Consider the following 23,168-nt stretch of genomic DNA (forward strand, 5'->3'; position numbering starts at 1 on the left):
AACTCATTTTATTATTCGTCTAATACCTACTTTATATATCACTATGCCTTCAAAGCATGGTGAATCACACATTCAAATGGACATCAAGGACTACTCTCGCTTGGACAAAGCCGCCGTTCACCAAACATTTTAACCAGAAAAGCTAGGCGGAAGGCACAGAAAAACGTCAGTACACCTGTAAAATTATCGTAATTTACGTATAAATCTTTCTCGTAAAATACTTTAATAAGAACGGTGATGACAGCGTCGTAAACAGGATCACCAAGATAAAGGCCGAATAATACTCTTTGGTCACTAATTGTGCCTGAAATCCTAATTGGACAATAATCAGCGCCATCTCGCCTCGTGAGATCATCCCTGAACCAACCATTAGACTACTGTGATTGCTAAATCCAGCAAGCTTTCCGCCGATGAAACCGCCGAATAATTTTGAAAGGATCGCTAAAACAGTGATTGTCACGATCAGCAATAATTGATTTCCAATCCCGTTGAAGGAGATTTCTAGACCAATGCTCACAAAAAATACAGGGATAAACACTGCGTACCCAATCGCTTCGACGTTGTATTGAACCTCGTTCCAAACCTTGGTTTGACCAATCGCAACGCCTGTAAAGAAAGCACCAATTACAGAACTCAAGCCAATAAAATCCGCTAAATAGGACATGCTTAAGCATAGGATCAATGAAACAATAATCACAGATGATTCGGCTAGCAATTTCTTGCTAAGCCTCATTAAATACGGGGCCCCCCAGCGAATCAAGAAAAAGATCGCTACGAAAAATAGTACTTGTTCGATCAACATAATTCCCAACGGACCGTCATTTCCACCCTTTGCTCCTAAAAAGGACATACTCAAGCTGACGATCAAAACGACTAAAATATCATCAACGACAGAAGCGCCGAGAATCGTTGAACCTTCCTTCGTATTAATCACATTCAGTTCCTTCAACACCTCTACGGAAATACTGACAGACGTTGCCGCTAAGATTAATCCTAAGAAGAAGGACTGATTCATCGCGATATGAAAAACATTTCCACCCAACGTCCCTAAAACCACTGGGAATAAAATCCCCAACACAGCCACATACATCCCTGGCCGAAAGTATTTCCGCAGCAGTGAAAGATCACTTTCGATCCCAGCTAGAAACATCAATAATATCACGCCGATCTCAGAAAAATCCTCGACCAAAATATCTGGATGAACAACCTTTAATCCTGCATTTCCTAATAGAATTCCGATTAGTAATTGTCCAATCACCGCAGGAATACCAAACCGACGTGAAAAATGGCTGGCAATCGTTGTGCTGATTAAAATCAGACATAATACACCAATAAATTCCACATTCCTCATCCTCTCTCAAAACATTCATACTGATTAAGAATAACGAAAAAAAGACAGAATGAAAAATAATTCGACTGATAGAATGATAGGTATTCTATTTGATAGAGCAAAATCTTGAAAAGAAAAAACTTCTCAAAATTGAGAAGTTTTAATTACTTAACATGGATCATTCCCATCCTTGACTATCCGTAGTCTCCTGTTCTTTTTTTGATTCTACATTCTTATCTGTTTCCTGTTCGATACGATTTTTAAAATATTGATCCAAGTATTTTGACATCTGATTCCCATCAAGCTCGGAAAGATTGGGAACTTGATCGACCTCCAGAGTAACATTGTCCAAACCATATTCTGGTAACTCCTTCTGTAGTGCTTGAATACTGGCTCGAGGCAGTCTTTCCCCGGAAACAGTCAAGATAAGCTTTCGTTTTTCCTTATCATAGGTTTGATTTAAGATAACATACTCCGAAAATTTCTCATTTACAAGCTGGTTGATCGCTGATTTGCGGATACTCTCTCGCACCAATGTTGACGCGGAAAAGATACTTGGAATCACAATCAGGAGAGAAATCAAAATTAGGTAACCATTCATCTTACGTGCATCCTTATTGGTCAAACGAGCCACTACTGGAAAGCGCATGAAACGTATACCGATAAAAGTCGCGATGACGATGAACGCGCAATTGATAATAAACAAGTAAGACGCGCCCATAAAGTAAGTGAGATTTTTTGTAGCGAGTGAGTAGCCGACGGTACAAGCAGGCGGCATTAACGCTGTAGCAATCGCAACTCCCGGTACAATATTATTACTCCCCTTTTTTCTAGCACCAATAATTCCTGCAAGACCTCCAGCAAAGGCAATGATGACATCCCATATTGTGGGAGAGGTGCGTGAGATTATTTCGCTACTGGGATAAGTGATCGGCGAAAGCGAAAAATAAATCGTAGCCACAGCCAAACTGACCGCTACCTCTAATAGCAATAGTTTCGCGGCTTTCTTAACAACCGCAAAATCAAAGACAGACAGTCCATAGCCTACACCTAACAAAGGTGACATGATTGGAGAAATCAACATCGCTCCAATAACCACCGGTATTGAATTCATATTTAGACCAATCGATGCGATCAATATCGCACACATTAAAATCACCGAATCGTTTGTCTTTATCTCAATATCAGAAAGGATCTTTTCGCGAAACTCATCGGCTGTATATTCTTGTTTTCCCATAATTTCCCTCCACACGTTTTCTCTTAGTATTATTTTAGCGTGTAGGTGTTAGAAAGGCACATAATATACTCGATGATATTGATTTCACAATATATTTTCGAGAGATTGTCCTTGTCTCCTGATAGATTTCGGTGATTTCCTGTTTTCGCAATAGCCAGCCTAAATGTGTTTCCTCATTCAACTTTGAATTTATATAGTTAGTCTTTCCTATAAAACAGGAATACTTTTATCCCTCATGTATCTAAACTTCTTTAAAAACTATACTTTTCTTTTTGGAATTTCAATGGATACAATAAACGTCTCTGATCTAACCTGGAATTGAAGATTTGTATTTGGATACTTTTTTAATACTTTATTTAAGTTTGATAGTCCTAATCCTGTGTGTCCCTCCTTCGTAGAAAAATTTTTATTCAAAATCTTCGTGACGTCTACTTTGGAAGTTACTGCATTCTCAATCTTAAAATTCCAAAAATCTTGATCATTTGTAAGTACAATATGGATATAAGGATTTGGTTCATCTAAACTCGCTTCAAAAGCATTATTAATTAATATCGATACAATCCGTAATAAATCAATCTGATTAAAAGGTATCGGATCTCCTTGATCATTCACAATAAGCTCAAAGTATATATTATTTTTTTTACATTTTTCGATGAATTTTGAAATCAATCCACGTAAAGCAGCATTATGAATCGCTATTGTTTGTGAATGATGATAATCCTCTAAATAGTCAGAAGTAACCTCTGTTAGTTCGGATAAATACTCTTTTGCTCCTTGAATATCATTATTTGCTAGATACTCACTTAGTCCCAACAATGCAGAATTGAAATCATGACGATACTCCCTCGCAAGTTCGTAATTCCCCCTCTCCTCCTCGATAGACAGACTTAAATCTCTTAAAAAGGATTCTCTTTGATAATTTTTATTAACTAAAGTGACTAGGGAAAGTAAGGTAAAGGATAAAAGAATGATTAAAACGATTAGAACAAAAAGTGTAAAGTGATACCTTTTTACATATAAATATAAGTGGCTAGTGAGTAATAAAAAGAATAGAATTAATAAAAGAATACCTTGGAATGATATGCTACCCCTAACTAGGACAAAGAAATAATTAAGTCCTAGTTAGGGGTATTTATTATGGGAAAAAGACAGATGAAACTTACTGTGGAAAAACGAGTACAGTTTGTTAAGCAGTATTTGAATGGAGAACGAGGATCAGCTCGAACCGCTAAAGAAGCTGGAATTAGTTCCACTACGTTGAAACGATGGTGCGCAATTTATGAAAACGAAGGTCCTGCTGGGTTGATTGCCACAAGAAAGAATAAGGGATATTCAAAGGAACTAAAACTTGAAGCCGTTCTTGATTATCTGAATGGCTCAGACAGCCTATTGAGAGTAGCTAAAAGATACGAATTAAGAAGTACAACTCAACTTCGAGACTGGATTAAGAGATATAATACTCATGGAGACTTCAAATCAGAAAGTGGTGGAAGCAACGTGAGACAAACAAAAAAATTCAGTTTGGAAGAACGTGTAGAAATGGTCCTGTATTGTATCGCAAATGACTATGATTACAGCGGGACCGCAGTCAAATACCAAGTGAAATATGCCAATCTCTACAATTGGGTAAAGCGTTACGAAAAAAAAGGCAAGGCCGGTTTAGAAGATCGTCGTGGACAACGAAAAGCCAAACAAGAAAGTCGCACCCCAGAGGAAGACGCGCAAATCAGAATCGCTCAACTCGAAGAACAAGTAAAATACCAACAGATGGAGATCGACCTGTTAAAAAAAGTAAAGGAATTAGAAAGAAGGGATCGCTAGGACAAGTCAGAAAAGTAGTTGCTTACGAAGCAATCAAAGAACTTCACGAAGAAAAAGCCTATGCCATCTTACCCATGTGTAAAATCATGAGTGTCACTCGTTCGGCTTATTTGCGGTGGATCGAACATCCCTATAGTGAACGGACGCTAGAAAACATGGAATTGGCGAAAGTTATACGGATCATTCATAATGAACATCCTGAAAAAGGGTATCGCGGGATTAATAATGACTTGCTTCGAGAACACGATATTCATGTCAATGACAAACGCGTGTTGCGTATCTGCCGACATGAAGGGATTCAGTCGACCATCAAACACTCTGCCAACAGTATTACAAAAGGAGCGAATCATCCCTACCACACCGCCGAAAACATTTTAGATCGTAAGTTTACTGCCGAAGCGCCGAATCAAAAATGGCTAACGGATGTAACGGAATTCAAATATTATGAGGGACCAGAAATCCACAAGGTTTATTTAAGCGCGATTTTAGACCTCTATGATCGTCGGATTGTTTCTTACGTCATTAGTGATACCAATGACCTGAATATTGCCTTTGATACCTTCGATCAAGCAATCGAAACAGAACCTGATGCTCACCCGCTCTTTCATAGCGATCGTGGATTCCAATATACGCATCAGAATTTTTATAACAGAATCATTGAAGCTCAAATGACGCAAAGCATGTCTCGTGTTGGAAAATGTATCGATAATGGTCCGATGGAAGGGTTTTGGGGAATGATCAAACGAGAAAAATATTACGGCAAGAAATTTACGAGTCGTACAGAGCTAGTCACGATGATTGCGAATTATATGGACTATTACAACAATGGGCGCTATCAACGGAAATTGCATGTGTTGACACCGATGGAGTATCACAATCTGTATTACGAAGCAGCCTAATCATTCGTGCGTTTCAAACATAAAACGCCCTTTGTTTTGTGTTTGAAACGCATGACCAACCAAGCGGCAGCGCGGTAGTTGTTTCTTAAAAAAGTTAAAAACTACTCTTCAAGAAGCGAAGAGTAGTTCTAAAAATTATTCATTATTTCATTGTCCTATTGACGGGTAGCCCACCAGAATGGATAATTCTTTTTTAACTCTTTTAGCATGGGGGCAACTCTGTATTTCTTATCTAATCTTTTCAGAATATACGAAATACACGCTATAAGAATGGCTTGAATACACGCAATCAAAAAAAGATCGTACATATTTGTAAAAATGGAATTTTGGGAAAAATAGACAGGGAGGTAAAAAGTGACCAATCGAACAAAAGTTACTAACATATCCTGTAGAATAATGAGTACAGAGGGCAAAAGCCAACTCGATAAATAATGCCTCATAATCAAATACTCTATTACATACAATACGTAGATATAAATTACGGCATATAGATCATGGAAAAAGAAACTTATGGCAAAAGAAATGATCAAAAAAATGGTTAAGAAATTCGTCCCCTTCTGAAAAATAAATTGATGGTTCAATAGAGTCCACAAAATGATCATATAATTCAGTGCATAGAGTGCAATAGAATAGGTATTGGTCATTTTAAATCATTCTTTCTTAAATATTGATTTATTTTTCTCGTACCAGTAATGCCTACGTCTAGAATTGTTTTATCTTCAAACTGCACAATCCCTTCAATTTGATTAATTATTTCAATTTTATTTAAATTAATGATAAACGACTTTAATTCTTTAAAAAAATAAGGGCCATTTAATTGTTTTCGAATGTCCTTGAGCCGACTGGATACTAGCATCTCCCCCTCAACGATCTTTATCAACAGCATTTTTTTATATCCTGGTATCGTTGATACGTATAGAATGTTCTTTTCATAAACAATAACTTTTTGGTTATTCGACTCAACTGTTATTTTCATTTCATTACTCTCTCTATCTTGAACAGTTCTTAAATAACTGTCGATTAATATTCTAGATCTTGCAATAAGTTGATCCATTGGCAAGTTTTTGCTTAAATAGGCAAAAGGCATAATCTGACGATTAATCACTTCAATCCCATAGGTTTCAAAAAAAGTAATAAATACAATAAAACAATCAGCGTTTTTTCTCCTAATTTTTTCGGCTAAATCAATTCCATTAAAATAATTCTTTAATTCAATATCAATTAAAAAAAGATCCGAATCGGTAATTTCAAGAGCATCAAGTTCCTGATAGAAGCTTCGTTCATTACTTACCTCTACAAATTCAAAGGACTCACGATTTAGTTCACTGACAATCTTAATTATTTTTTTTCTTATAGCAAATTGATCATCAATTACAAAAATTTTCAATTTTTTCACCCACTATAATTAACTATCTCACTCATTTTTATGATACCAAAAAAAGATACATTCAAATAATAATACGACCTTTTATATATAGCCTTTTTTCAGAAGATAAAATTGAAAAAATTTTGAGAAAATTTTTATACTTGATTGAACAGAGTTTCATTTTTAAACCAGCCAATAAATAGCTAACATTATTAATCACTAAAAAGACGAACTCTTAAAATTAGTAGAGTTCGTCTTTTGAAAATTATATTTAAAACATGAACCGCGTGCACGTATATGCTACGAAAACTTAGTTTATTTCCCTTCATCAATTCCTACTTCTACATTTTCACGCGTCCCCCAGCTCGCAACTTTCCATACAGTGAGTAAGCCGTATATCTGTAAAATACTACAAATTAAAAGATTAATAATCGTTGAAAATGGAGAGAAAACAAGGTAGGAAATAAACTGGGAGAGTTTGCTCATGTCATTTCTTTCAAAGGTTAACGTACGAATATTTCTAAAATAGCCCAATGCAATCATATAGAGCAAGACAATAATTGGTAATTGTCTATTCACAATAGGATAATAAAAATAGACAGCAATGAACACAGGAGTATATGCACCAAAAGAGATGTAATGACTTAGCTGTATCCACCACGCAGCTTTTTTAGGGCTTTGATTTTGGATAAACCAAAGTCCACCCCACCAAAAGCTTCTCCACCACCTTGTACGTTGTCGTAGCAGATGACTTAGTTTTACTGGATTCAAGGTATAGCCGATTGATGTTTCTTGATAGACTGTATCTCCCATAATCGACGCATATTGAGTTAGCATGCGATCATCACCAAATTTAGCTTTCTGCGAAAAAATAATTTGTGACAGATAATGATCAATATAACTGTTAATTACTTCAGAGCGATAAAAAGCTAAACAGCCATGGTTCACATTGACAGCCTTCCAACGAGAATAAGCAGATCGACCATTTGAAAAAGCGGAAACAAAAGAAACCCCCACTGATCTCGTCAAAAAATTATCACTGTTGTTATAATCTAAAAGTGCCCCTCCTACTGACATAATTTCTTCGTCAAAGAAGGGATATAATCCTTGTTCTATAGCATCGACATTTAAAATTGTATCACTGTCTATCGTTATAAAAATATCTACTAAATCTTTTAGTTCATTAAAAGCTACCGCCTGAGCCTCACGTTTACCAGCATTTTCTTTATAAATATATTTCGTACTATTAGGAAAACGATCTTTCCACTCATTGAATAAGTCCTCACACTTGTTTTCTTCAAGTGATCCATCTTCAATCACATATACGTAGTCAGGTAAACTGGTTTGAAGAGACAGGCTATTCAATACTTTTTTGAATAGCTCCCTATCTTCGTTATAAACAGGAATAATAACTGCTGTGCGAAATTCTTTTATGGATCGATTTTCAGGACAAATGTAAATTGGGTTGAAATAGGAAGAAACTGTTAGAAAACTATTCCATAAGAACGCAATCACAACAAAAGGAATCGTCCAAAACAAAATAGTGTTGATTGAATAATGATGATAGATGAGAACTAATACAAAGGAGAGAAGGTACATCACCAACGTGATCTTGTGCCATTTATTTCGCTTTAAACTAGTTTTGGAATCATTCGCAAAAGTTCGTATCCTGTTTTCTTCATTTTTCTCTCCTAGCAATGAGAGGATTAACCCACATAAAATCATTACAGCTACATATAATAATGACAGAAGCCAAACGTACAAATTAAAACACATCCTTATATATGATAGTTAGGACTTTAAATCCTTTTTCGATGATTAAGAGCTACCTATAAACTAGAAAAATTATTACTTCCTATTTTGAGAAAGGATTTTATCTGCAGATTCTCATTAATCCCGACCAAAAATATCTCTTGAATAGACTTTATCCAAGACATCCTGCAGATTGTTATCCATTCGGTTCGACACAATCATGTCCACCGTTTTTTTGAACGTCTCTAAGTCATTAAGAACAAACGCCTCCATATACTTGTTTTCTTCAATACTTGGTTCATAAATAATCACTTTGATTCCTTCCTTTTGAAGGCGCTTGACTATATGCTGAACTGAAGACTGTCTAAAGTTATTGGCGTTTGTTTTCATAGTTAATCTGTATATACCTACAACTTCAGGCTTTTGCTCTAAAATTTGATCTGCAATAAAGTTTTTCCTCGTTTCATTTGACGCAACAATTGCCTTAATTAAGTCATTTGGTACCTCTAAATAACTAGCTAACAATTGCTTACTATCCTTAGGCAAGCAATATCCACCATATCCAAAGGAGGGATTATTATAAAAATTACCAATTCTTTTATCTAACCCAATACCTTCAATAATACTGCGAGTGTCTAAGCCATACTGTTCCGCGTAGGAGTCCAATTCGTTAAAATAAGCTACCCGCATAGCTAAATAGGTATTTGAAAATAATTTTATTGATTCTGCTTCTCTAGAATTTGTCAGCAAAATTGGTACATTATCGATTTGTGCATTTCGCGAAAAAAGTTCGGCGATTTCAGCTCCTCGTTGACTCCGTTCGCCAATAACTATTCTTGTAGGAAATAGGTTGTCATACAAGGATTTCCCCTCTCTTAAGAACTCGGGTGAAAAAATGAAATGATCTGTTGAAAAGCGCTCTTTTAAGGAATCTATAAAACCGATTGGTATGGTAGACTTGATCAAAAAGAGTGCCTCAGGATTGATCTCCAAAGCACGGCGGATAACCATTTCTACTGAAGAAGTATCAAAGCAATTCGATTTATCATCATAGTCCGTTGGTGTTGCAATAATTAACAACTCTCCGTGCGTTACAGCTTCATTAAACTGATCAGTAAAATGTACATTTAAATCTTTTGACAAAAAGTCTTGAAATTCCGGCTCATCAATTGGACTTTTCTTCTTTTGTAAAAGTTGAATTCTTTTCGAATCTACATCGTATCCAACTACACTTTCATTTTGAGCTAATAGTAAAGCGTTTGAGAGACCTACATACCCTAATCCGAAAACGGAAATATTCAATAACTAACACACCTCTGTTCTAATATGAACTGTATAAAAATTTCCAAAGTGGCAAAAATTTGCCATTATGTCCATTTATGCTTTTTTGCTAATTTAAGTAATCTTTGATCATCAAAAAGCTCTTGCTAAGGAGTCATCCTTTAAAAAACCGAAAATCAGATATTCTTGAGATTTTATTTTTTCGATTCTCAAACAAACTAGCTTGACTAAAAATTTCTGATACAGCAAACTCCTCAAAAACCATTGTAAAATCTAATCAAATTCCTAATTTGTATGAGTTTTCTTGGTTAGTAGGATATGATATTCTTAATGCGGTAATATGAATGTTGAATTTATCCTGAGATAGTCTTCATCGTTTTTTTTTGATTTAAAATGGAATTTATTTACTTTAATCAATGTTCATGTGCTAACTCCTTCATTTTTTCTATTAGATAAAAATCAATAATTCTTTTGTTATCTTGACTAATATCTAGTGGTTCCAATGAAACTTATTTTTTCTTGGATTGATGTAATCTAAGAAAAACAGAGATTTTAGTTACTAAATAGCTCTTAAAAAAAATTGCTGACGGCTAATTGACGGTATAAAAAAAGAATAAGGAATGATTTTTTCTAAAAAAAACGTTATTGAAAATTGCATAAAACGCTTCTTAAAAACGTGCATTAGAAAAAAATCATTCGTTATCTTTAGTTTTTTAGTAGATAATCAAACAACCCTCTCCATCATTTTTAATGAACTATATTTTTCATCAAAGACGGTTCCGGCATATATATCTAACGTCATCTGTGTGGATCTATGTCCTAATAATTCGCTAATTGAAGTGATGGTTACTTTTGATTCCAGCAATCTTGTTGCAAACGTATGTCTCAACTGATGAAAATGGATTTCTGACAAACCTGCCTTCTCTCGAATTTTATGAAAATAGTAGGTAATTAAACGCGGTTCCATCGGTTTGCCTCTTACTTGAAAAACAAAGGACCGTGAATCATCTTTTTTTAAGTTTTGAAATAGCACAATCATTTGATCCGTTAATGGAAGAATACGATTGGATGAACGCGTTTTTACCGGCCCAATAGATAACGCTGTATTAGAAAGCTTATTTAGACGTTGATAGGTTTCCTTTACATGGAGCTGCTTTTTTTCAAAATCAATATTTTCCCACTTTAAGGCAGATATTTCACCAATACGCAAGCCTAAGTGAAGAGCGATAATAATTAACTCTCCATTTTTTTCTAACCTTGCAGTTTTTTCTAAACATTTTTGTTCAGTTAAAGATAATGGATTCACTTTTTTCAGTTCTTGCTTTGGTAAGGTAATACTTGTACATGGATTTTGAGAAATTAATCTATTATTAAAAGCATCTCGAAATATTCTACTAACTAGTTGAAATAACATATGGATCATCTGCGCTGATAGCTTTAATCCTTTCCAATTTTCAATTAATTGGCTTAGCTGCCTCTGATTCACTTCAACTAAACGTTGCTTTCCTATATACGGAAGAATGTACTTTTCTAATTTATATTTGTATGTATTATAGGTAGAATCCTTAATCGTAGCCTTCCAATTTTCAAGGCAATTTTGACTCCAGTCCTTGAATGAACATGGATAATATTGGTTAGCTTCTTCTTTTTGAACCTTTCGGTATTCAAATTTCTTTAATAGAAGTTTTTCTTTCGTTTCTTTATAAGAATGGCCATAAACATAGCCATATTGAATACGACCAGATTCTTTTCTAAATTTAATGTAGCGACCTTCCCAGCGTTGGTCTTTTCTTTTATAAATATTTTCTCCACGACGACTCATAATTTAATCCCCTTTTGCACTAAAGTGACGGCGTTTCTGACGGCTAAAAATTAAGTAGCCAGTTTAAGGCAATTGCTCCACATTTTTTTCTAAAAAATCATGAACCTTTATCTACATGGGTAATTTTTTCTCTTTTTTTCGAAAAATTTATAGTTTATATTGAAAAAAAATGATTTGTATTTTATACTAAATTTACATTTTAGAATCATTCTAGTTATTTTTTCTTGAATTACATCAATCCAAGAAAAAATAACTTTTTTTTACGCTATGCTACAAAAAAATGGATATCTTTCATTTGTGTCTTTTCTGAAAAACCCGCCTTTCTCTCTGATGTTTTTTATATTTTAGCAACAAAAAAACACCTCCAAACCATTTTGGAGGCGTTTTCATATTGTTTTGGTTTCCTTTCTTATTTCTACATAACTAGAGAAATCAGCAACGCACCCATTAAAATCACCGAATTACTTGTCTTTATCTCAATATCAGAGATGATCAAAAATACCTTCTCACCTTTGTCTGATATTGACGGTATCGCTCGCCAAATGTTTTCAGTAAAAACTTTTCTTCTCCGTGGATTTGTAAATCAAATAGTAAAATTGCAATCAAAGCGGTCAGAATCATCAAAAAATTTGGAAAGACAAAAGCAAAGCCGATATATAGCAAATCAAAGGCGACAAAGGCCGGATTGCGACTAAGCTGATAAATCCCAGTTGTAACTAGATTGGTCTTCTGTTCCTCATTGAACCCTGCCCGCCAATTCAACCCCATTGCTTTTACAGCAATTAAAAACAGCAGAACTCCTAAGTAAATCAGGAACACACCTAGATACCCCCAGCTAGTCGAATTCCTTTCGAACAAAAACGGTGCCACAAATTGAATAGCCCCTCCGAACCCAGTCAGAGCCCGTAAAACGATTTCAAAATACTTTTCGCGAGAACGACGTTTATCTCCTAATAGGTTCACGGTGATTCCCTGTTTTCTTAATAACCACCCTTTTACCAAATAAATCAAATAAAACAGTGCCGCTCCTAGCAACGTTAAATAGTTGATGATCATCTTTTATCCTCCTTCAAACACATGATAAATTATTCATATGTTTATTATTTCATATGAAGAAGGACAAGTCAAAAGAAAGTGACAGAATGGACCCAATTTCTATACACTTTCTATTACTATCCTATACTAGAACATGTTATCCAGAGATACGTGTTGATCTATTTTCTATCATTTATATACCTTTGTAAATGCTTTGCCGTGTAGGAGTCTTTCATCTTTAATAAATCAATTGGGTACCCTTCAAATAATACCTTCCCACCTAGATTACCTCCACCCGGTCCCATATCGATAATCCATTGGGCATTACTAATAATTTTGAGATTGTGCTCTAAAACGATTAATGTTTTCTTTTTTTCTAAAAGCTTATGGAATAAAAGAAGCAATTTATCAATATCGCTTTCATGCAGCCCTGTTGATGGTTCATCTAAAATTAATAAATCAGATGCCTCTTGGTAAATTATCTTAGCTATCTTTAACCGTTGGCGTTCTCCACCGGAATACGTATCCAAAGACTGACCTAGCTTTATATATCCTAAATTGACGTCAATGAGAGCCTGCATAACTCTTGTTAGTCCGTCATCGTCAAATAAATCTATCGCTTTATTAACTGGCAATTGCAAGAGTTCATAAATATTTAAGCCCTGCCATAAAACAGAAAGAGCCTCAGCGTTATATCTTTTCCCATGACATGCTTCACAAACCTGCTCAACATCCCCCATATAAGCCAAGTCTAGTTTAATGTATCCTTTCCCTTTACAGATAGGACAAGCTCCTTGACCATTGTAGCTGAAAAGCGATGCGCTTTTGCCTGAATGATGAGCGAATATGCTTCGAATCTTATCGAATACATTTAAATACGTAAGGGCATTTGAACGAACGCTGCCAATTATCTGACTCTGATCTAATATATTTGCTTCAGGATATTTACTTTTAAAAAGGTAGCGAATGAGGGTGCTCTTACCTGAACCGGCTACTCCTGTTACAATTGTTAAGGACTGCTTGGGTATCTTTATCGAAGCTCTTGTAACATTGTGTAAGCTGACCTTCTCTAAGGTATACTGAGAAGAAAATTTCTTTCTTTCTGGATTAATCGTTAGATTAGTAGATAACACTTTCCCGGTCACTGTATTTGACTTCAACAGTTCTTCATACGTGCCTTCAAAGGTAATATGTCCGCCTTTCTCACCAGCACCTGGACCAATTTCGATAATATGGTCCGCAATTTCGATAATATCTGGATCATGATCGACCAGCACTACCGTATTTCCCTTGTCTTTTAACCCCTTAATTATTTTTGATATTCCTTGAATATCTTCTGGATGAAGCCCAATACTTGGTTCATCAAAAATATATAGAACATCACTAAGAGCGCTGTTCAGGTGTTTGGTCATTTTTATTCTTTGAGACTCGCCTCCTGAAAGGGTTGTCGTTGGACGATTAAGAAATAAGTAGTCTAAGCCAACATCCTCCAAACTCTTCAATTTTTTAATTAGATCCTCTAAAATTATCTGAACGGCAGGAGATTTGATCTCTTTGACGAATGTTACTAGCTCAGAAATAGGCATGGTTACACAATCTGCTATAGATTTATCATTAATTTTTGCAGAGCGAACTCGTTTATTCACTCTAGTTCCTCGACAGCTAGGGCATTCTTTCACTTTTAAAATTCGGTTTAACTGTTCAGTATATTTATCGTTTTCTTTTTCAATGAATTTTTTTGTAATTCTTGGAATAACTCCAACATAATTGGCAGTCTTTGGCCATTTTGCAGATGGATGAATCGGAGAGCTTCCGAGATCATTTAGTAAAAGATCCAATTCTCTTTCATTATATTCCTTAATTTTTTTATCATTATCGAAATTACCAGATTCTGTATATCTAGTCAGACGCCAACCGCCGGGCTGAAAGGTAGGGAAATCAATCGCTCCATCATTTAAAGACTTATCAAAATCAATCAATTTAGATAGATCAATCTGCTTCGTTTCACCTAATCCCTTACACATCTCACACATTCCTTGAGGATTATTAAACGAATATGTCATAGAGTAGCCAATGAAAGGGGTCGCGATTCTTGAAAATAGGATTCTCAAGCTAGAATATATATCTGTCACAGTACCTACTGTCGAGCGAGCGTTCCCTCCTATTTTCTTTTGACTAATCACAATAGAGACTGGCAAATTTTCTATTTTATCGACGATGGGTTGAGTATAATGTGGAAGCAACTGTTGAATATAACTGGAGTAGGTTTCATTTAATAATCGTTGAGATTCAGCAGCTAAAGTATCAAATACTAATGAAGACTTACCCGATCCAGAAACACCAGTAACGACACTTATTTGATATTTAGGGAATTCAAGAGAAACATTCTTTAAATTGTTTGTTTTAGCTCCTTCTATTGAAATGTACTCATTCATGATATTCCAACCTCTCTAGCTTAAGGGCATTCAGATACTTTTCTGCCAGATACTTGAATTGCTCTTTTTCCTCCGCTTCAAAAACTGAATTTGCAACTTGTAAAAGATGGGTGTGCCCATTGTCAATTTGAGCTAGCAAATGGCGGCCGTCTTTTGTTAGAGAAGTAAGTAATTCCCTACCATCTTTCTCACTTGGCTTCTGTTTAATATAGTTCATTCTTTTTAATTCCTTTAATGCCTTTGACAGCTTTGTTCGATTTGTTCCAAGTAAAATACTAATTTTGGATGGCAGCAGCCCGGACTCTGAATTTAGAATATTTAAAATATCGTATTGAAGCCAACTAATCGTTTGAGGATTAATCCTTGTTCTTTCTGCCACCAATTCACATTGCAAATTTTTTAATACATTCTCTAACTGAGTCAATTATAAGTCCTCCTTGAATATAGTTTCTATATGGAAATTATATAAAAAAAGAAACTATACGCCAAGTGTTTTGACCTAGAAATCTATTCATTAGAAGCTGTTCGTTTGCTGAAAAAAATGTTTTTTAGCAATAGATTTTGATGCCATTTAAATCCAAAAATAATCCCATGGATGTACAGAGAATAAGCAAAACTCCTTCCCCTTCAGTAATAACACTTAGTCATAACTGAAGGGAAAGGAGTATTGCTATTCATTACTGAAACTTAATTACCTCATGCGACAGGGATACGGCATCTGCTTCTTTTGCATTAAATCCAGTGAGTCTGAAAGATAAATCGAAGGCTTCAAAAGTTGTTCGATACTTCTCCAACTGCCATTGCCCACAGGAATAGCTTCCTAATGCATTTTGTTTGTAATCGACATTCATGACAATGTAGTCTCGTTCTTTTAACTCACACGTATGCTTGGCATGATCCAGATCCGATTCCTCGTAATAGGAAGTACTGAAGTTGAATCCAGTGGTTGCTTCCGCGAAAAGGCCTTGTCCGCGATCATCTGTAAGAGCTACCCAGCTTGTATCCATTCTATTTCCATTAGCTTGAGGAACTACATAGTTCGTAAACATTTTTTCGACGGTTGAGGTGTAGACCCCAAGATAGCCTGCCTCTTTTGAATCCACATAATTCTCTCTTGGTCCGCGTCCTAAGTATTTCACTTGATCCAAGTCCTTGTTCACGTGCATAGACACGCCTAATCTCGGAAGCATGTTTGGTGCGGTATCGATTTTTCCACTTGGCGTTCCTTTTAGGTCAAAGAGAATATCTCCACTGCCATAGATCGTATAGGTGTATTCACACTTGTAATGCCACGCGCTGTTTGTAGTTGAATTGATCGTCTTCACACGGACTTGCACCGCTTGATCGATTTCTTCCCACTCAAAAGAGTTCACGATTTCATGCTCTAAATGCAGAAAATGCTTCTTCTTCATTTCATCGATAATTTCCATATCGTTACTAATTGGTGCCCGCCACATCGTGAATTTCGGTCCTCGCTCAATGATCGATTGACCGTCTTTTACTAATTTTTGAAGCGTTCCCCGAACTGTATCAAAGGTTACTATAAAGTTTTCCCCTTCTACACGCAGCAGCGTTTCTGTTTCATTTATACTCAATTTTCCCCTTGGTACAATTCCTATGCCTGCAGTGTGAATGGGAAGTTCAAAATTCGCAGAAGCTAGTTCATATCCTCTCACTGCGTAGGCTGTCGTTGCTCGTAATTGGTAAGAAATATTCAAGAAATATCGTGCTCCTGCTTTCGGTGCAAAATCCAATTGATAAGGCAGCGTGAGTTTTGTTTTCTCCCGTGCTGGAATCGATGGCAAGGAGATCGTGCCATCTTCGATTAAGGTTTCATCTTGGAAAATCGAATAATACAAATCAAAAATCTGCAGATTCTGGAAATCGAAACGGCTTAATAGCTCAATTTCCCCTTTACTCAAATCGATCGCTGTGGTTTGGACTGGTTCAATAACTTTTTTGTATTCGTACAGACTTGGAGAAGGGGTTCGATCCGGCATTAACATTCCATCGATGCAAAAATCCTTATTCGATGGATCATCACCAAAATCACCACCATAGCGATAGTATTTTTCCCCATCATCAGTATAGGATTCAATCCCATGGTCAAACCATTCCCAAATAAATCCACCTTGCAATTTATCATGTTCATAGAAAAGATCTTGATAGTCCTTTAAGTTACCTGGACCATTTCCCATGGCATGACAATATTCACATAAAATATGCGGCTTTTTCGATTCTTCGATAATTGTTCGCATCAGTGGTTTCTTTGTTGGATGCTCTAGCCAAGTGTACATCGTTGAGTAAATATCTGCCGCTTCTACCTCAAAATCCCCTTCGTAGTGAACTAAGCGAGTAGGATCCATTTCTTTTGCGACCTCAGTCATTTTGATAAAATTATGACCAAAAGCAGACTCATTTCCTAGCGACCAAAGAATGATAGACGGATGGTTTTTGTCTCGTTCGATCATTCTCACCATTCTGGAAACATAGGCCATTTCCCATTTCGGATCGTTGCTGATCCAATCGTATTTTCCTGTTAATTCGAAGCCATGACATTCCAGATCTGTTTCATCAATAACATACATCCCGTATTCGTCACATAGATCGTACAAATAATAAGAAGCCGGGTAATGACTGGTTCGAATGGCATTGATGTTGAACTGCTTCATCAAAATAATATCCTGTTCAATTTCCTCTTTTGATACAACACGACCATTTCTAGGATGATAATCATGGCGATTGACTCCTTTGAATTTGATCGCCACACCATTGACTAAGAACACTTCTCCCGCCAGTCGAATATTTCTGAAACCAACCTTTTGCGGAATAACTTCAATGAGCTTGTCGCCTTCATAAACGGAAACCAGCAGTCGATACAGTTCTGGTGTTTCCGCCGTCCAATGTGCGGCATTAGGAATTTCCGCTTGAAGGAAGTCGCCTTCCACAGATTGAGTGAAGACTTTTTCACCAGTAGAAGCCATCAACTCGACCTCGAGGCGTTGCCCTTGTTCTTCACGGAATTTGACCGACAGTTTCAACAAACCGTTTTTATAGTCCCCATCCAAATCAGCGACAACCTTGATATCGTTGATACCGGCATAAGGAACGCCAAGCAATTCCACATCTCTAAATATTCCACTAAGCCACCACATATCCTGATCTTCTAAATACGTACCATCCGACCATTGATACACTCTCACGGTTAGATCATTTGTGGCATCCTCTTGAACAAACTCGGTAATATCAAATTCCGCTTCATTTCTAGCACCCTTGCTGTAGCCCACTTCATTCCCATTAACCCAAACGTGAAATGCTGAATCAACACCACAAAAACGAAGAATGATTTTCTTTTCTCTAAAGCTTTCATCAATCACAAATTGTCGCTTATAGATTCCTGTTGGGTTTTCAGTTGGAACATAAGGTGGATTAATTGGAAAGTTGTACCACAAATCGGAATAATGCATCTTTCCATAACCTTGCACCTGCCAATTGCCGGGGACTTTGATATCTGCCATCTCGTTCGTATCAAAATCCGGCTCATAAAACTTGCTTGGACTATATTCCGGCGCATCTACCAGCAAAAATTTCCATGTCCCATTCAAATTTTTAAAGGCATGTGTGTATTTATTCTCATTCAACAACGCCTTCTCTTTTGTTGGAAACGTTAAAAAATGCGCACGCGGTTCTAAACGATTGATCTGATCTAATTGATAGTTTTCCCAAATTTTCATTTTCCTGTCACCTCTACATTTGTCTCTTCTTTAGTAAGCAAGTTTGTCTTTCTTTCATAACGATTCCAGCAGATCCACGCAAAGCCCATAAATATTACCAGCCCTACGATATTGTAGACCAGCATACCGATTGGACTTGCTTCACCCACAGGCAATGTGCCATTTACCTCTGCTATGATTAACTGAGGATCTGGAACCGTCGACATAAAGAAGACAAAGATAAATATCAGCAGCAAAACAATTCCTGCCGCAATACCAAAGGGGCGACTACCAAAACGGAAACTGCGAGGCATCGCATCCTTTTTCAATCGTAAGCCAATATAGGCGATCAATAAGAACAATACCGGCAATAAGGATGTAGATGCTGTCATATTGATCAATGTTGAAAGAAAACTGTCCATGTTTCCGATTCCCAATGCAGGAATGATCAAAAGCAATGTTACGATAAAACCTTGAACAACTAACGCATTTGTCGGATTCCCTTCCTCATTCGTCTTCACTAGCCATTTACCAAATACACCTTCTGGAATTTCAGAGAAGAAGACTTTCACAGGAGCTGCTGTCCATAGCGCTAAAGAACCTAAACTCCCGATAAAAAGAATCAATCCTACTAGTCGTACCATCACCCCGTTTGGTATATGAAAATGCGTTCCTAAGATTTTGAAGATATCAAAGATGCCATTTGAGAAATTACCTTTTAAGACTTCTGACGGTACGATAAAACCTACTGCAACCGCGCCTAAAACATACATGATGCCGACAATAATCGTTGCACCGATCATCGTACGAACAAAGGTGCTATTCCCGCCCTTCACGTCTTTGATGTAAACACCGATACTTTCGCCTCCACCGACCGCCTGTAGAATCCACGCCATCGTCATGAAGAATGTCCAGTTGAAACTTGGGGTGATTGACTGCATCGTAAAGTCCTGTGCAGGTTCTTTACCAAAACCAAATACAACCACAAAAGCCAAGACAACAAAAGCTACACCCATAAATAGCCGCGCACTGCCAGCAAAGCTAGTTACTTTGGAAATCCATGAAACACCTTTAATACAGACCCATGTCATCAGCCAAAATAGCAAGATTGAAATAATTGCAATAATCACCGTACTCTTGCTGCCTTGAAACACATTTCTTCCAACAAAAGCATAAGACCCGTAGATCAACGTATTCGGCAACAAGGAGCAGAAGAAAAATAGATTCACGAAAAAATAAGACCAAGCACCTAGGAATGCCCATTTCTCTCCCAGAACTGATTGCAGCCAGCTATGGACCCCAGATTCCTTCCCTGAATTGGCTGAAGCGAATTCCGCAATCATCAAAATAAATGGTAAAAAGTAAAAGATCGTACCAAATAAATAGCCTGGAATTGTTGCTAGACCAATTTGGATACTATTGTTGACAATACTTGGAAATGCAAAAACTGCAGAAAAGGTCATCAACATTAATGCAACCGACCCCAAGCGCTGTCTTGAATTAGAGTTCTCCATCTCAAACATCCTTTCAATATTTATTTACACATTGATTTTATAGCGCTTTCATGATATAAAAAATAAGAAATGTTTCCAAAAACTTGTAATAATGTTGCCTATTCAAAAAATGTGAGAAGGAGACTACCCATGTACAACTCATTACCTAGCGATATCAGCATCTTGATTAACAACAATCAAATAAGCTCGGAGTTTCATATTTGCGAAGTCGGATTTGAGAAATGTCGCTCAACCAAGCCAACAGAGTACGCTCCTATCGATTACTGGGTAATTCATTATTGTGTCGAAGGAGAAGGATATTTCTCGACGCCCTCTTTTCCTGAAAGAAAGATTACAGCAGGTGATTTTTTTATCATCCCTTCAAATTGTAAAAATGTTTATTATCCAAATCGTGAGAACCCTTGGCACTATCGCTGGGTAGGCTTTTCGGGGAAACGAGTAGACCAATGCTTCTCCAAACTAAATTTAGCTAAGAATCACTGCGTCATCAGCCATTCCTTCGATCATCGTATCGACGTCTTATTTCAAAATATTTACGAGGCCTTTAAACAGGAAAATCATTTCCGAACGATGGCCTCTTCCTTCATTCTATTCGATACCATCGACCGAATGAACTTAAAAAAACAAGATTATTCGCAAAGTGAGCAGCTCTTTAAAAACATCCTGAATTATATCGATGAGAATATATCAGAAAACCTAAGCGTAAACCAAATCTCAGAGGCAAACAGCATCGATCGGACTTATCTCTACAAACTTTTTCAATCTTACAAAGGCATTGGTCCGAGTGAGTATATCCAGGATTTGAAGCTGCAAAAAGCCTGCTCCCTGTTGCGAAAAAGTTCGTTGACGATTACGGAGATCGCCTATGAAACCGGATTTTCTTCCTCTTCCTATTTTTCGAAATTTTTCCATTCTAAACTCAATATTTCACCCTCCACATATCGGAAGAAGTTTATTATCAAGTAAAACAAACAGAATTACATTTGAAGTAGACTGTTGCCATTTCTACAAAAAATAGTGTTGATAGTTTTCCACTAACACCAAAAAAAGATCAGAATCTTAATAGCTTTAAGCGCCGCCTTTCTAGCCAGCATGTAAAAAGCGATGAAATTCCTCATGAAGGAATTTCACCGCTTTCTTAATTTCTGCTTTCTAATTTTAAAATTGAAACAGTTATACTGATTGCAAGTTGTTCCTATAAAAATGGAACGATATCCAGCACATCGCTAGAAGTCAGTTGGATATCCTTTCCGGAACCGCTTTCAACATTACCAGGTATTGCACGGTCACTCACTATTTGAATTTTATGCTCTTTATCCTCTGTTTCAATAGTCATCACTTCCGCAAATACCGTAGCGGTCGTCTCCGTTCCCATACCAACCATTTCAAAATCACCAATAACTTTACAGCTTTCTTCTGCCTTATTGAACACATCTTTAACCGCGTCACGAAGTTTCGTGTCTCGTACTTCAGTATTAATAGTTGTTTGATTCCTATACTTATCGTAACTTCCTCCACTGGCAATCCCAAATAGACCAAGCAGCCATGAGGTCCTTCCCTCATTATGTCGAGCACGCTCTTCTAATTGCTCGTAGTGCTCTCCACGATAAGTATTCGTCACTTGATGGACAATCTCTTTAAAGTTTTCCTCACTGATGGTGGTCACTTTGATGTTAACCTTCAACTTTCCCTTTACTCCACGAGAAATTCGAGCACCGTCCTGTACCAATCTCCCCTTTCCGCGTTTAATAGAAACTTTCTGTAATTCCTCCGAGCTGACACTGGAATTGGCTGTCGCATCTTTGGTCGGAAAATCCTCTAAAATACCACCTAATACCTCAAGCTCTACTGTCTCATTCATTTCCATCATATTAATATTTCCTCCGATTTTTTTGTTTTTTGGAATTACTGACACCTAAAATTCAAAATCTTTTATTTCTACTAGCGAAACATTGTCTTGAGGATCTTGGTTGATCTTATAGACCACCCATTTTTTCCACCTTCTGGCGAAAGTCCCTCAGCCATACATAAAATCCAATAATTTGTCCCAGCCACCAACTGCATACCTAATAAAACTTGGGGAGTAACTTTATTCCCATCCAATAACGATTTTCGTGCTTCCTCCACCAACCGCTTGTGCTCATCCGTGATGATTGGTGATTCTGGAATAATAATTCCGCCATACATGTTTGCCATCAATCTATCCTCCTAAAAAGAATTTTATAAAGCGCTTTCACTTTATAAAATAATGATAATATTGATTATAAAAAACATTAACTATAACCTTAGTTATAAATAAAAAAGTTTCAAGGCTTCTCAAATAAATAGAATATCTGATAAAATATTATTAATATAGAGGAAATCTGCTTTCACTCAAATAAGAAAAAAAGTTTCCCTACTACTCTTTTTTCTTCATAGTCTTTTACAATAACAGGTATTATAATTTTAGATAACGATTCTTCATTTTTTAAGCACCCTTCTTCTTTTAGTTTTTTTTGCCACTCATTGAACCAGTTTTCGGAAAATTCAAATATCATTTCTTTTTGCGAAGGGAACATGATGTTTTGAGAATTTTTCATGGCAATCAAAAATACTGCCGCATTCGGATATTTAGTTGCTTCAACCTGAATGCTTTCCTGATATTCTTCCTGACAAAAAATCCAGTTACTTTCCTCCATAATCACTAGAGAGCCCACTAGACTTATTTCAATACGGTTAGAATGGATCCCATCCAGCAAAATACTTTGCTGCTCCTGTTCAAATAATTCAAACTTTACCTTCATAAAATCTCTCCATTTCTTTTGTTTCCACACTTCTCCTTATTGATAGGGATATTATGGAAGTATTTTTTAAATCGTTATTTAAATTCATTTATTCAAAGGATACCTCAATCATATCAAACATTAATATTTAATGATCATCAGAAAATTAAATTTTTATAGTTATTTTATAAGTAGTCCACT

The 23,168-nt window shown here is 36.4% G+C and carries 18 protein-coding genes; 3 read left to right on the forward strand and 15 right to left on the reverse strand.

Translation table 11 applies throughout. The annotated features are described in order from the left end of the window. Positions 1–193: 193 nt before the first annotated feature. The 3 genes from IGI50_RS19690 to IGI50_RS19700 all read right to left on the reverse strand — a co-directional run bounded on the left by IGI50_RS19690 (position 194) and on the right by IGI50_RS19700 (position 3,380). Positions 194–1,342, reverse strand: a complete 1,149-nt coding sequence (locus tag IGI50_RS19690) for a cation:proton antiporter (RefSeq protein ID WP_060789591.1) — start codon at positions 1,340–1,342, stop codon at positions 194–196. A 166-nt stretch (positions 1,343–1,508) separates the two neighbouring features. Continuing rightward, positions 1,509–2,567: a DUF389 domain-containing protein gene (locus IGI50_RS19695; RefSeq protein WP_438778235.1), complete on the reverse strand. Its 1,059-nt coding sequence runs from the start codon at positions 2,565–2,567 to the stop codon at positions 1,509–1,511. A gap of 258 nt (positions 2,568–2,825) precedes the next feature. Continuing rightward, positions 2,826–3,380 carry a sensor histidine kinase gene (locus IGI50_RS19700; RefSeq protein ID WP_060789656.1) on the reverse strand — a complete coding sequence of 185 codons (555 nt, stop codon included), beginning with the start codon at positions 3,378–3,380 and terminating at the stop codon, positions 2,826–2,828. A 324-nt stretch (positions 3,381–3,704) separates the two neighbouring features. On the opposite strand from IGI50_RS19700, the gene IGI50_RS19705 reads away from it, so the two are divergent. Both IGI50_RS19705 and IGI50_RS19710 read left to right on the forward strand, forming a co-directional pair. Further along, positions 3,705–4,388 carry a helix-turn-helix domain-containing protein gene (locus IGI50_RS19705; protein ID WP_010745472.1) on the forward strand — a complete coding sequence of 228 codons (684 nt, stop codon included), beginning with the start codon at positions 3,705–3,707 and terminating at the stop codon, positions 4,386–4,388. Then, on the forward strand, positions 4,367–5,287 hold the full coding sequence (locus IGI50_RS19710) for an IS3 family transposase (protein ID WP_438777579.1): 921 nt from the start codon (positions 4,367–4,369) through the stop codon (positions 5,285–5,287). Before IGI50_RS19705 ends, IGI50_RS19710 begins: the two co-directional genes overlap by 22 nt. A 640-nt stretch (positions 5,288–5,927) precedes the next feature. Here the strand turns inward: IGI50_RS19710 and IGI50_RS19715 are convergent. From IGI50_RS19715 to IGI50_RS19755, 9 genes are all read right to left on the reverse strand, one after another. After that, positions 5,928–6,674 (reverse strand): LytR/AlgR family response regulator transcription factor, encoded by a 747-nt coding sequence (locus IGI50_RS19715; RefSeq protein ID WP_438778236.1) that lies wholly within the window; start codon positions 6,672–6,674, stop codon positions 5,928–5,930. 294 nt (positions 6,675–6,968) lie between these two features. After that, positions 6,969–8,378: a glycosyltransferase gene (locus IGI50_RS19720; RefSeq protein WP_438778237.1), complete on the reverse strand. Its 1,410-nt coding sequence runs from the start codon at positions 8,376–8,378 to the stop codon at positions 6,969–6,971. Positions 8,379–8,543: 165 nt separating this feature from the next. Beyond that, positions 8,544–9,707 carry a nucleotide sugar dehydrogenase gene (locus IGI50_RS19725; RefSeq protein WP_438778238.1) on the reverse strand — a complete coding sequence of 388 codons (1,164 nt, stop codon included), beginning with the start codon at positions 9,705–9,707 and terminating at the stop codon, positions 8,544–8,546. Between the two features lie 703 nt (positions 9,708–10,410). Then, entirely contained in the window at positions 10,411–11,508 is a 1,098-nt protein-coding gene (locus tag IGI50_RS19730) for a tyrosine-type recombinase/integrase (protein WP_060789169.1), read from the reverse strand. Between the two features lie 492 nt (positions 11,509–12,000). After that, positions 12,001–12,564, reverse strand: coding sequence for a methyltransferase family protein (locus IGI50_RS19735; RefSeq protein WP_438778239.1), 564 nt, complete (start codon positions 12,562–12,564; stop codon positions 12,001–12,003). 158 nt (positions 12,565–12,722) lie between these two features. Further along, positions 12,723–14,978: an ATP-binding cassette domain-containing protein gene (locus tag IGI50_RS19740; protein WP_438778240.1), complete on the reverse strand. Its 2,256-nt coding sequence runs from the start codon at positions 14,976–14,978 to the stop codon at positions 12,723–12,725. Next, positions 14,971–15,402 (reverse strand): MarR family winged helix-turn-helix transcriptional regulator, encoded by a 432-nt coding sequence (locus tag IGI50_RS19745; RefSeq protein ID WP_060789172.1) that lies wholly within the window; start codon positions 15,400–15,402, stop codon positions 14,971–14,973. Before IGI50_RS19745 ends, IGI50_RS19740 begins: the two co-directional genes overlap by 8 nt. A gap of 253 nt (positions 15,403–15,655) precedes the next feature. Beyond that, entirely contained in the window at positions 15,656–18,712 is a 3,057-nt protein-coding gene (gene ebgA / locus IGI50_RS19750; RefSeq protein WP_438778241.1) for a beta-galactosidase subunit alpha, read from the reverse strand. Next, positions 18,709–20,205 (reverse strand): amino acid permease, encoded by a 1,497-nt coding sequence (locus IGI50_RS19755; protein WP_438778242.1) that lies wholly within the window; start codon positions 20,203–20,205, stop codon positions 18,709–18,711. The genes ebgA and IGI50_RS19755 overlap by 4 nt, the downstream gene beginning before the upstream one ends. Before the next feature lie 129 nt (positions 20,206–20,334). Between IGI50_RS19755 and IGI50_RS19760 the strand changes: the two genes are divergently transcribed. Then, positions 20,335–21,171 (forward strand): AraC family transcriptional regulator, encoded by an 837-nt coding sequence (locus IGI50_RS19760; protein ID WP_438778243.1) that lies wholly within the window; start codon positions 20,335–20,337, stop codon positions 21,169–21,171. Positions 21,172–21,400: 229 nt separating this feature from the next. Here IGI50_RS19760 and IGI50_RS19765 read toward each other — a convergent pair whose 3' ends face one another. From IGI50_RS19765 to IGI50_RS19775, 3 genes are all read right to left on the reverse strand, one after another. Further along, positions 21,401–22,075 (reverse strand): hypothetical protein, encoded by a 675-nt coding sequence (locus IGI50_RS19765; protein ID WP_438778244.1) that lies wholly within the window; start codon positions 22,073–22,075, stop codon positions 21,401–21,403. A 71-nt stretch (positions 22,076–22,146) separates the two neighbouring features. Then, positions 22,147–22,401, reverse strand: coding sequence for a hypothetical protein (locus IGI50_RS19770; RefSeq protein WP_438778245.1), 255 nt, complete (start codon positions 22,399–22,401; stop codon positions 22,147–22,149). Positions 22,402–22,574: 173 nt separating this feature from the next. Next, on the reverse strand, positions 22,575–22,988 hold the full coding sequence (locus IGI50_RS19775) for a hypothetical protein (RefSeq protein WP_438778246.1): 414 nt from the start codon (positions 22,986–22,988) through the stop codon (positions 22,575–22,577). Positions 22,989–23,168 lie beyond the last annotated feature (180 nt).

This window comes from Enterococcus sp. DIV0170 (genome assembly GCF_051710765.1).
In the GTDB taxonomy this organism is placed as follows: Bacteria; Bacillota; Bacilli; order Lactobacillales; family Enterococcaceae; genus Enterococcus_A; species Enterococcus_A raffinosus.

Excerpts from the sequence above, each read along its gene's own strand:
- IGI50_RS19695 (WP_438778235.1), bottom strand. The coding sequence starts at position 2,567 with ATGGGAAAACAAGAATATACAGCCGATGAGTTTCGCGAAAAGATCCTT.
- IGI50_RS19705 (WP_010745472.1), top strand. The coding sequence starts at position 3,705 with ATGGGAAAAAGACAGATGAAACTTACTGTGGAAAAACGAGTACAGTTT.
- IGI50_RS19720 (WP_438778237.1), bottom strand. The coding sequence starts at position 8,378 with ATGATTTTATGTGGGTTAATCCTCTCATTGCTAGGAGAGAAAAATGAA.
- IGI50_RS19730 (WP_060789169.1), bottom strand. The coding sequence starts at position 11,508 with ATGAGTCGTCGTGGAGAAAATATTTATAAAAGAAAAGACCAACGCTGG.
- IGI50_RS19735 (WP_438778239.1), bottom strand. The coding sequence starts at position 12,564 with ATGATCATCAACTATTTAACGTTGCTAGGAGCGGCACTGTTTTATTTG.
- IGI50_RS19740 (WP_438778240.1), bottom strand. The coding sequence starts at position 14,978 with ATGAATGAGTACATTTCAATAGAAGGAGCTAAAACAAACAATTTAAAG.
- ebgA (WP_438778241.1), bottom strand. The coding sequence starts at position 18,712 with ATGAAAATTTGGGAAAACTATCAATTAGATCAGATCAATCGTTTAGAA.
- IGI50_RS19755 (WP_438778242.1), bottom strand. The coding sequence starts at position 20,205 with ATGGAGAACTCTAATTCAAGACAGCGCTTGGGGTCGGTTGCATTAATG.
- IGI50_RS19760 (WP_438778243.1), top strand. The coding sequence starts at position 20,335 with ATGTACAACTCATTACCTAGCGATATCAGCATCTTGATTAACAACAAT.
- IGI50_RS19765 (WP_438778244.1), bottom strand. The coding sequence starts at position 22,075 with ATGATGGAAATGAATGAGACAGTAGAGCTTGAGGTATTAGGTGGTATT.
- IGI50_RS19770 (WP_438778245.1), bottom strand. The coding sequence starts at position 22,401 with ATGGCAAACATGTATGGCGGAATTATTATTCCAGAATCACCAATCATC.
- IGI50_RS19775 (WP_438778246.1), bottom strand. The coding sequence starts at position 22,988 with ATGAAGGTAAAGTTTGAATTATTTGAACAGGAGCAGCAAAGTATTTTG.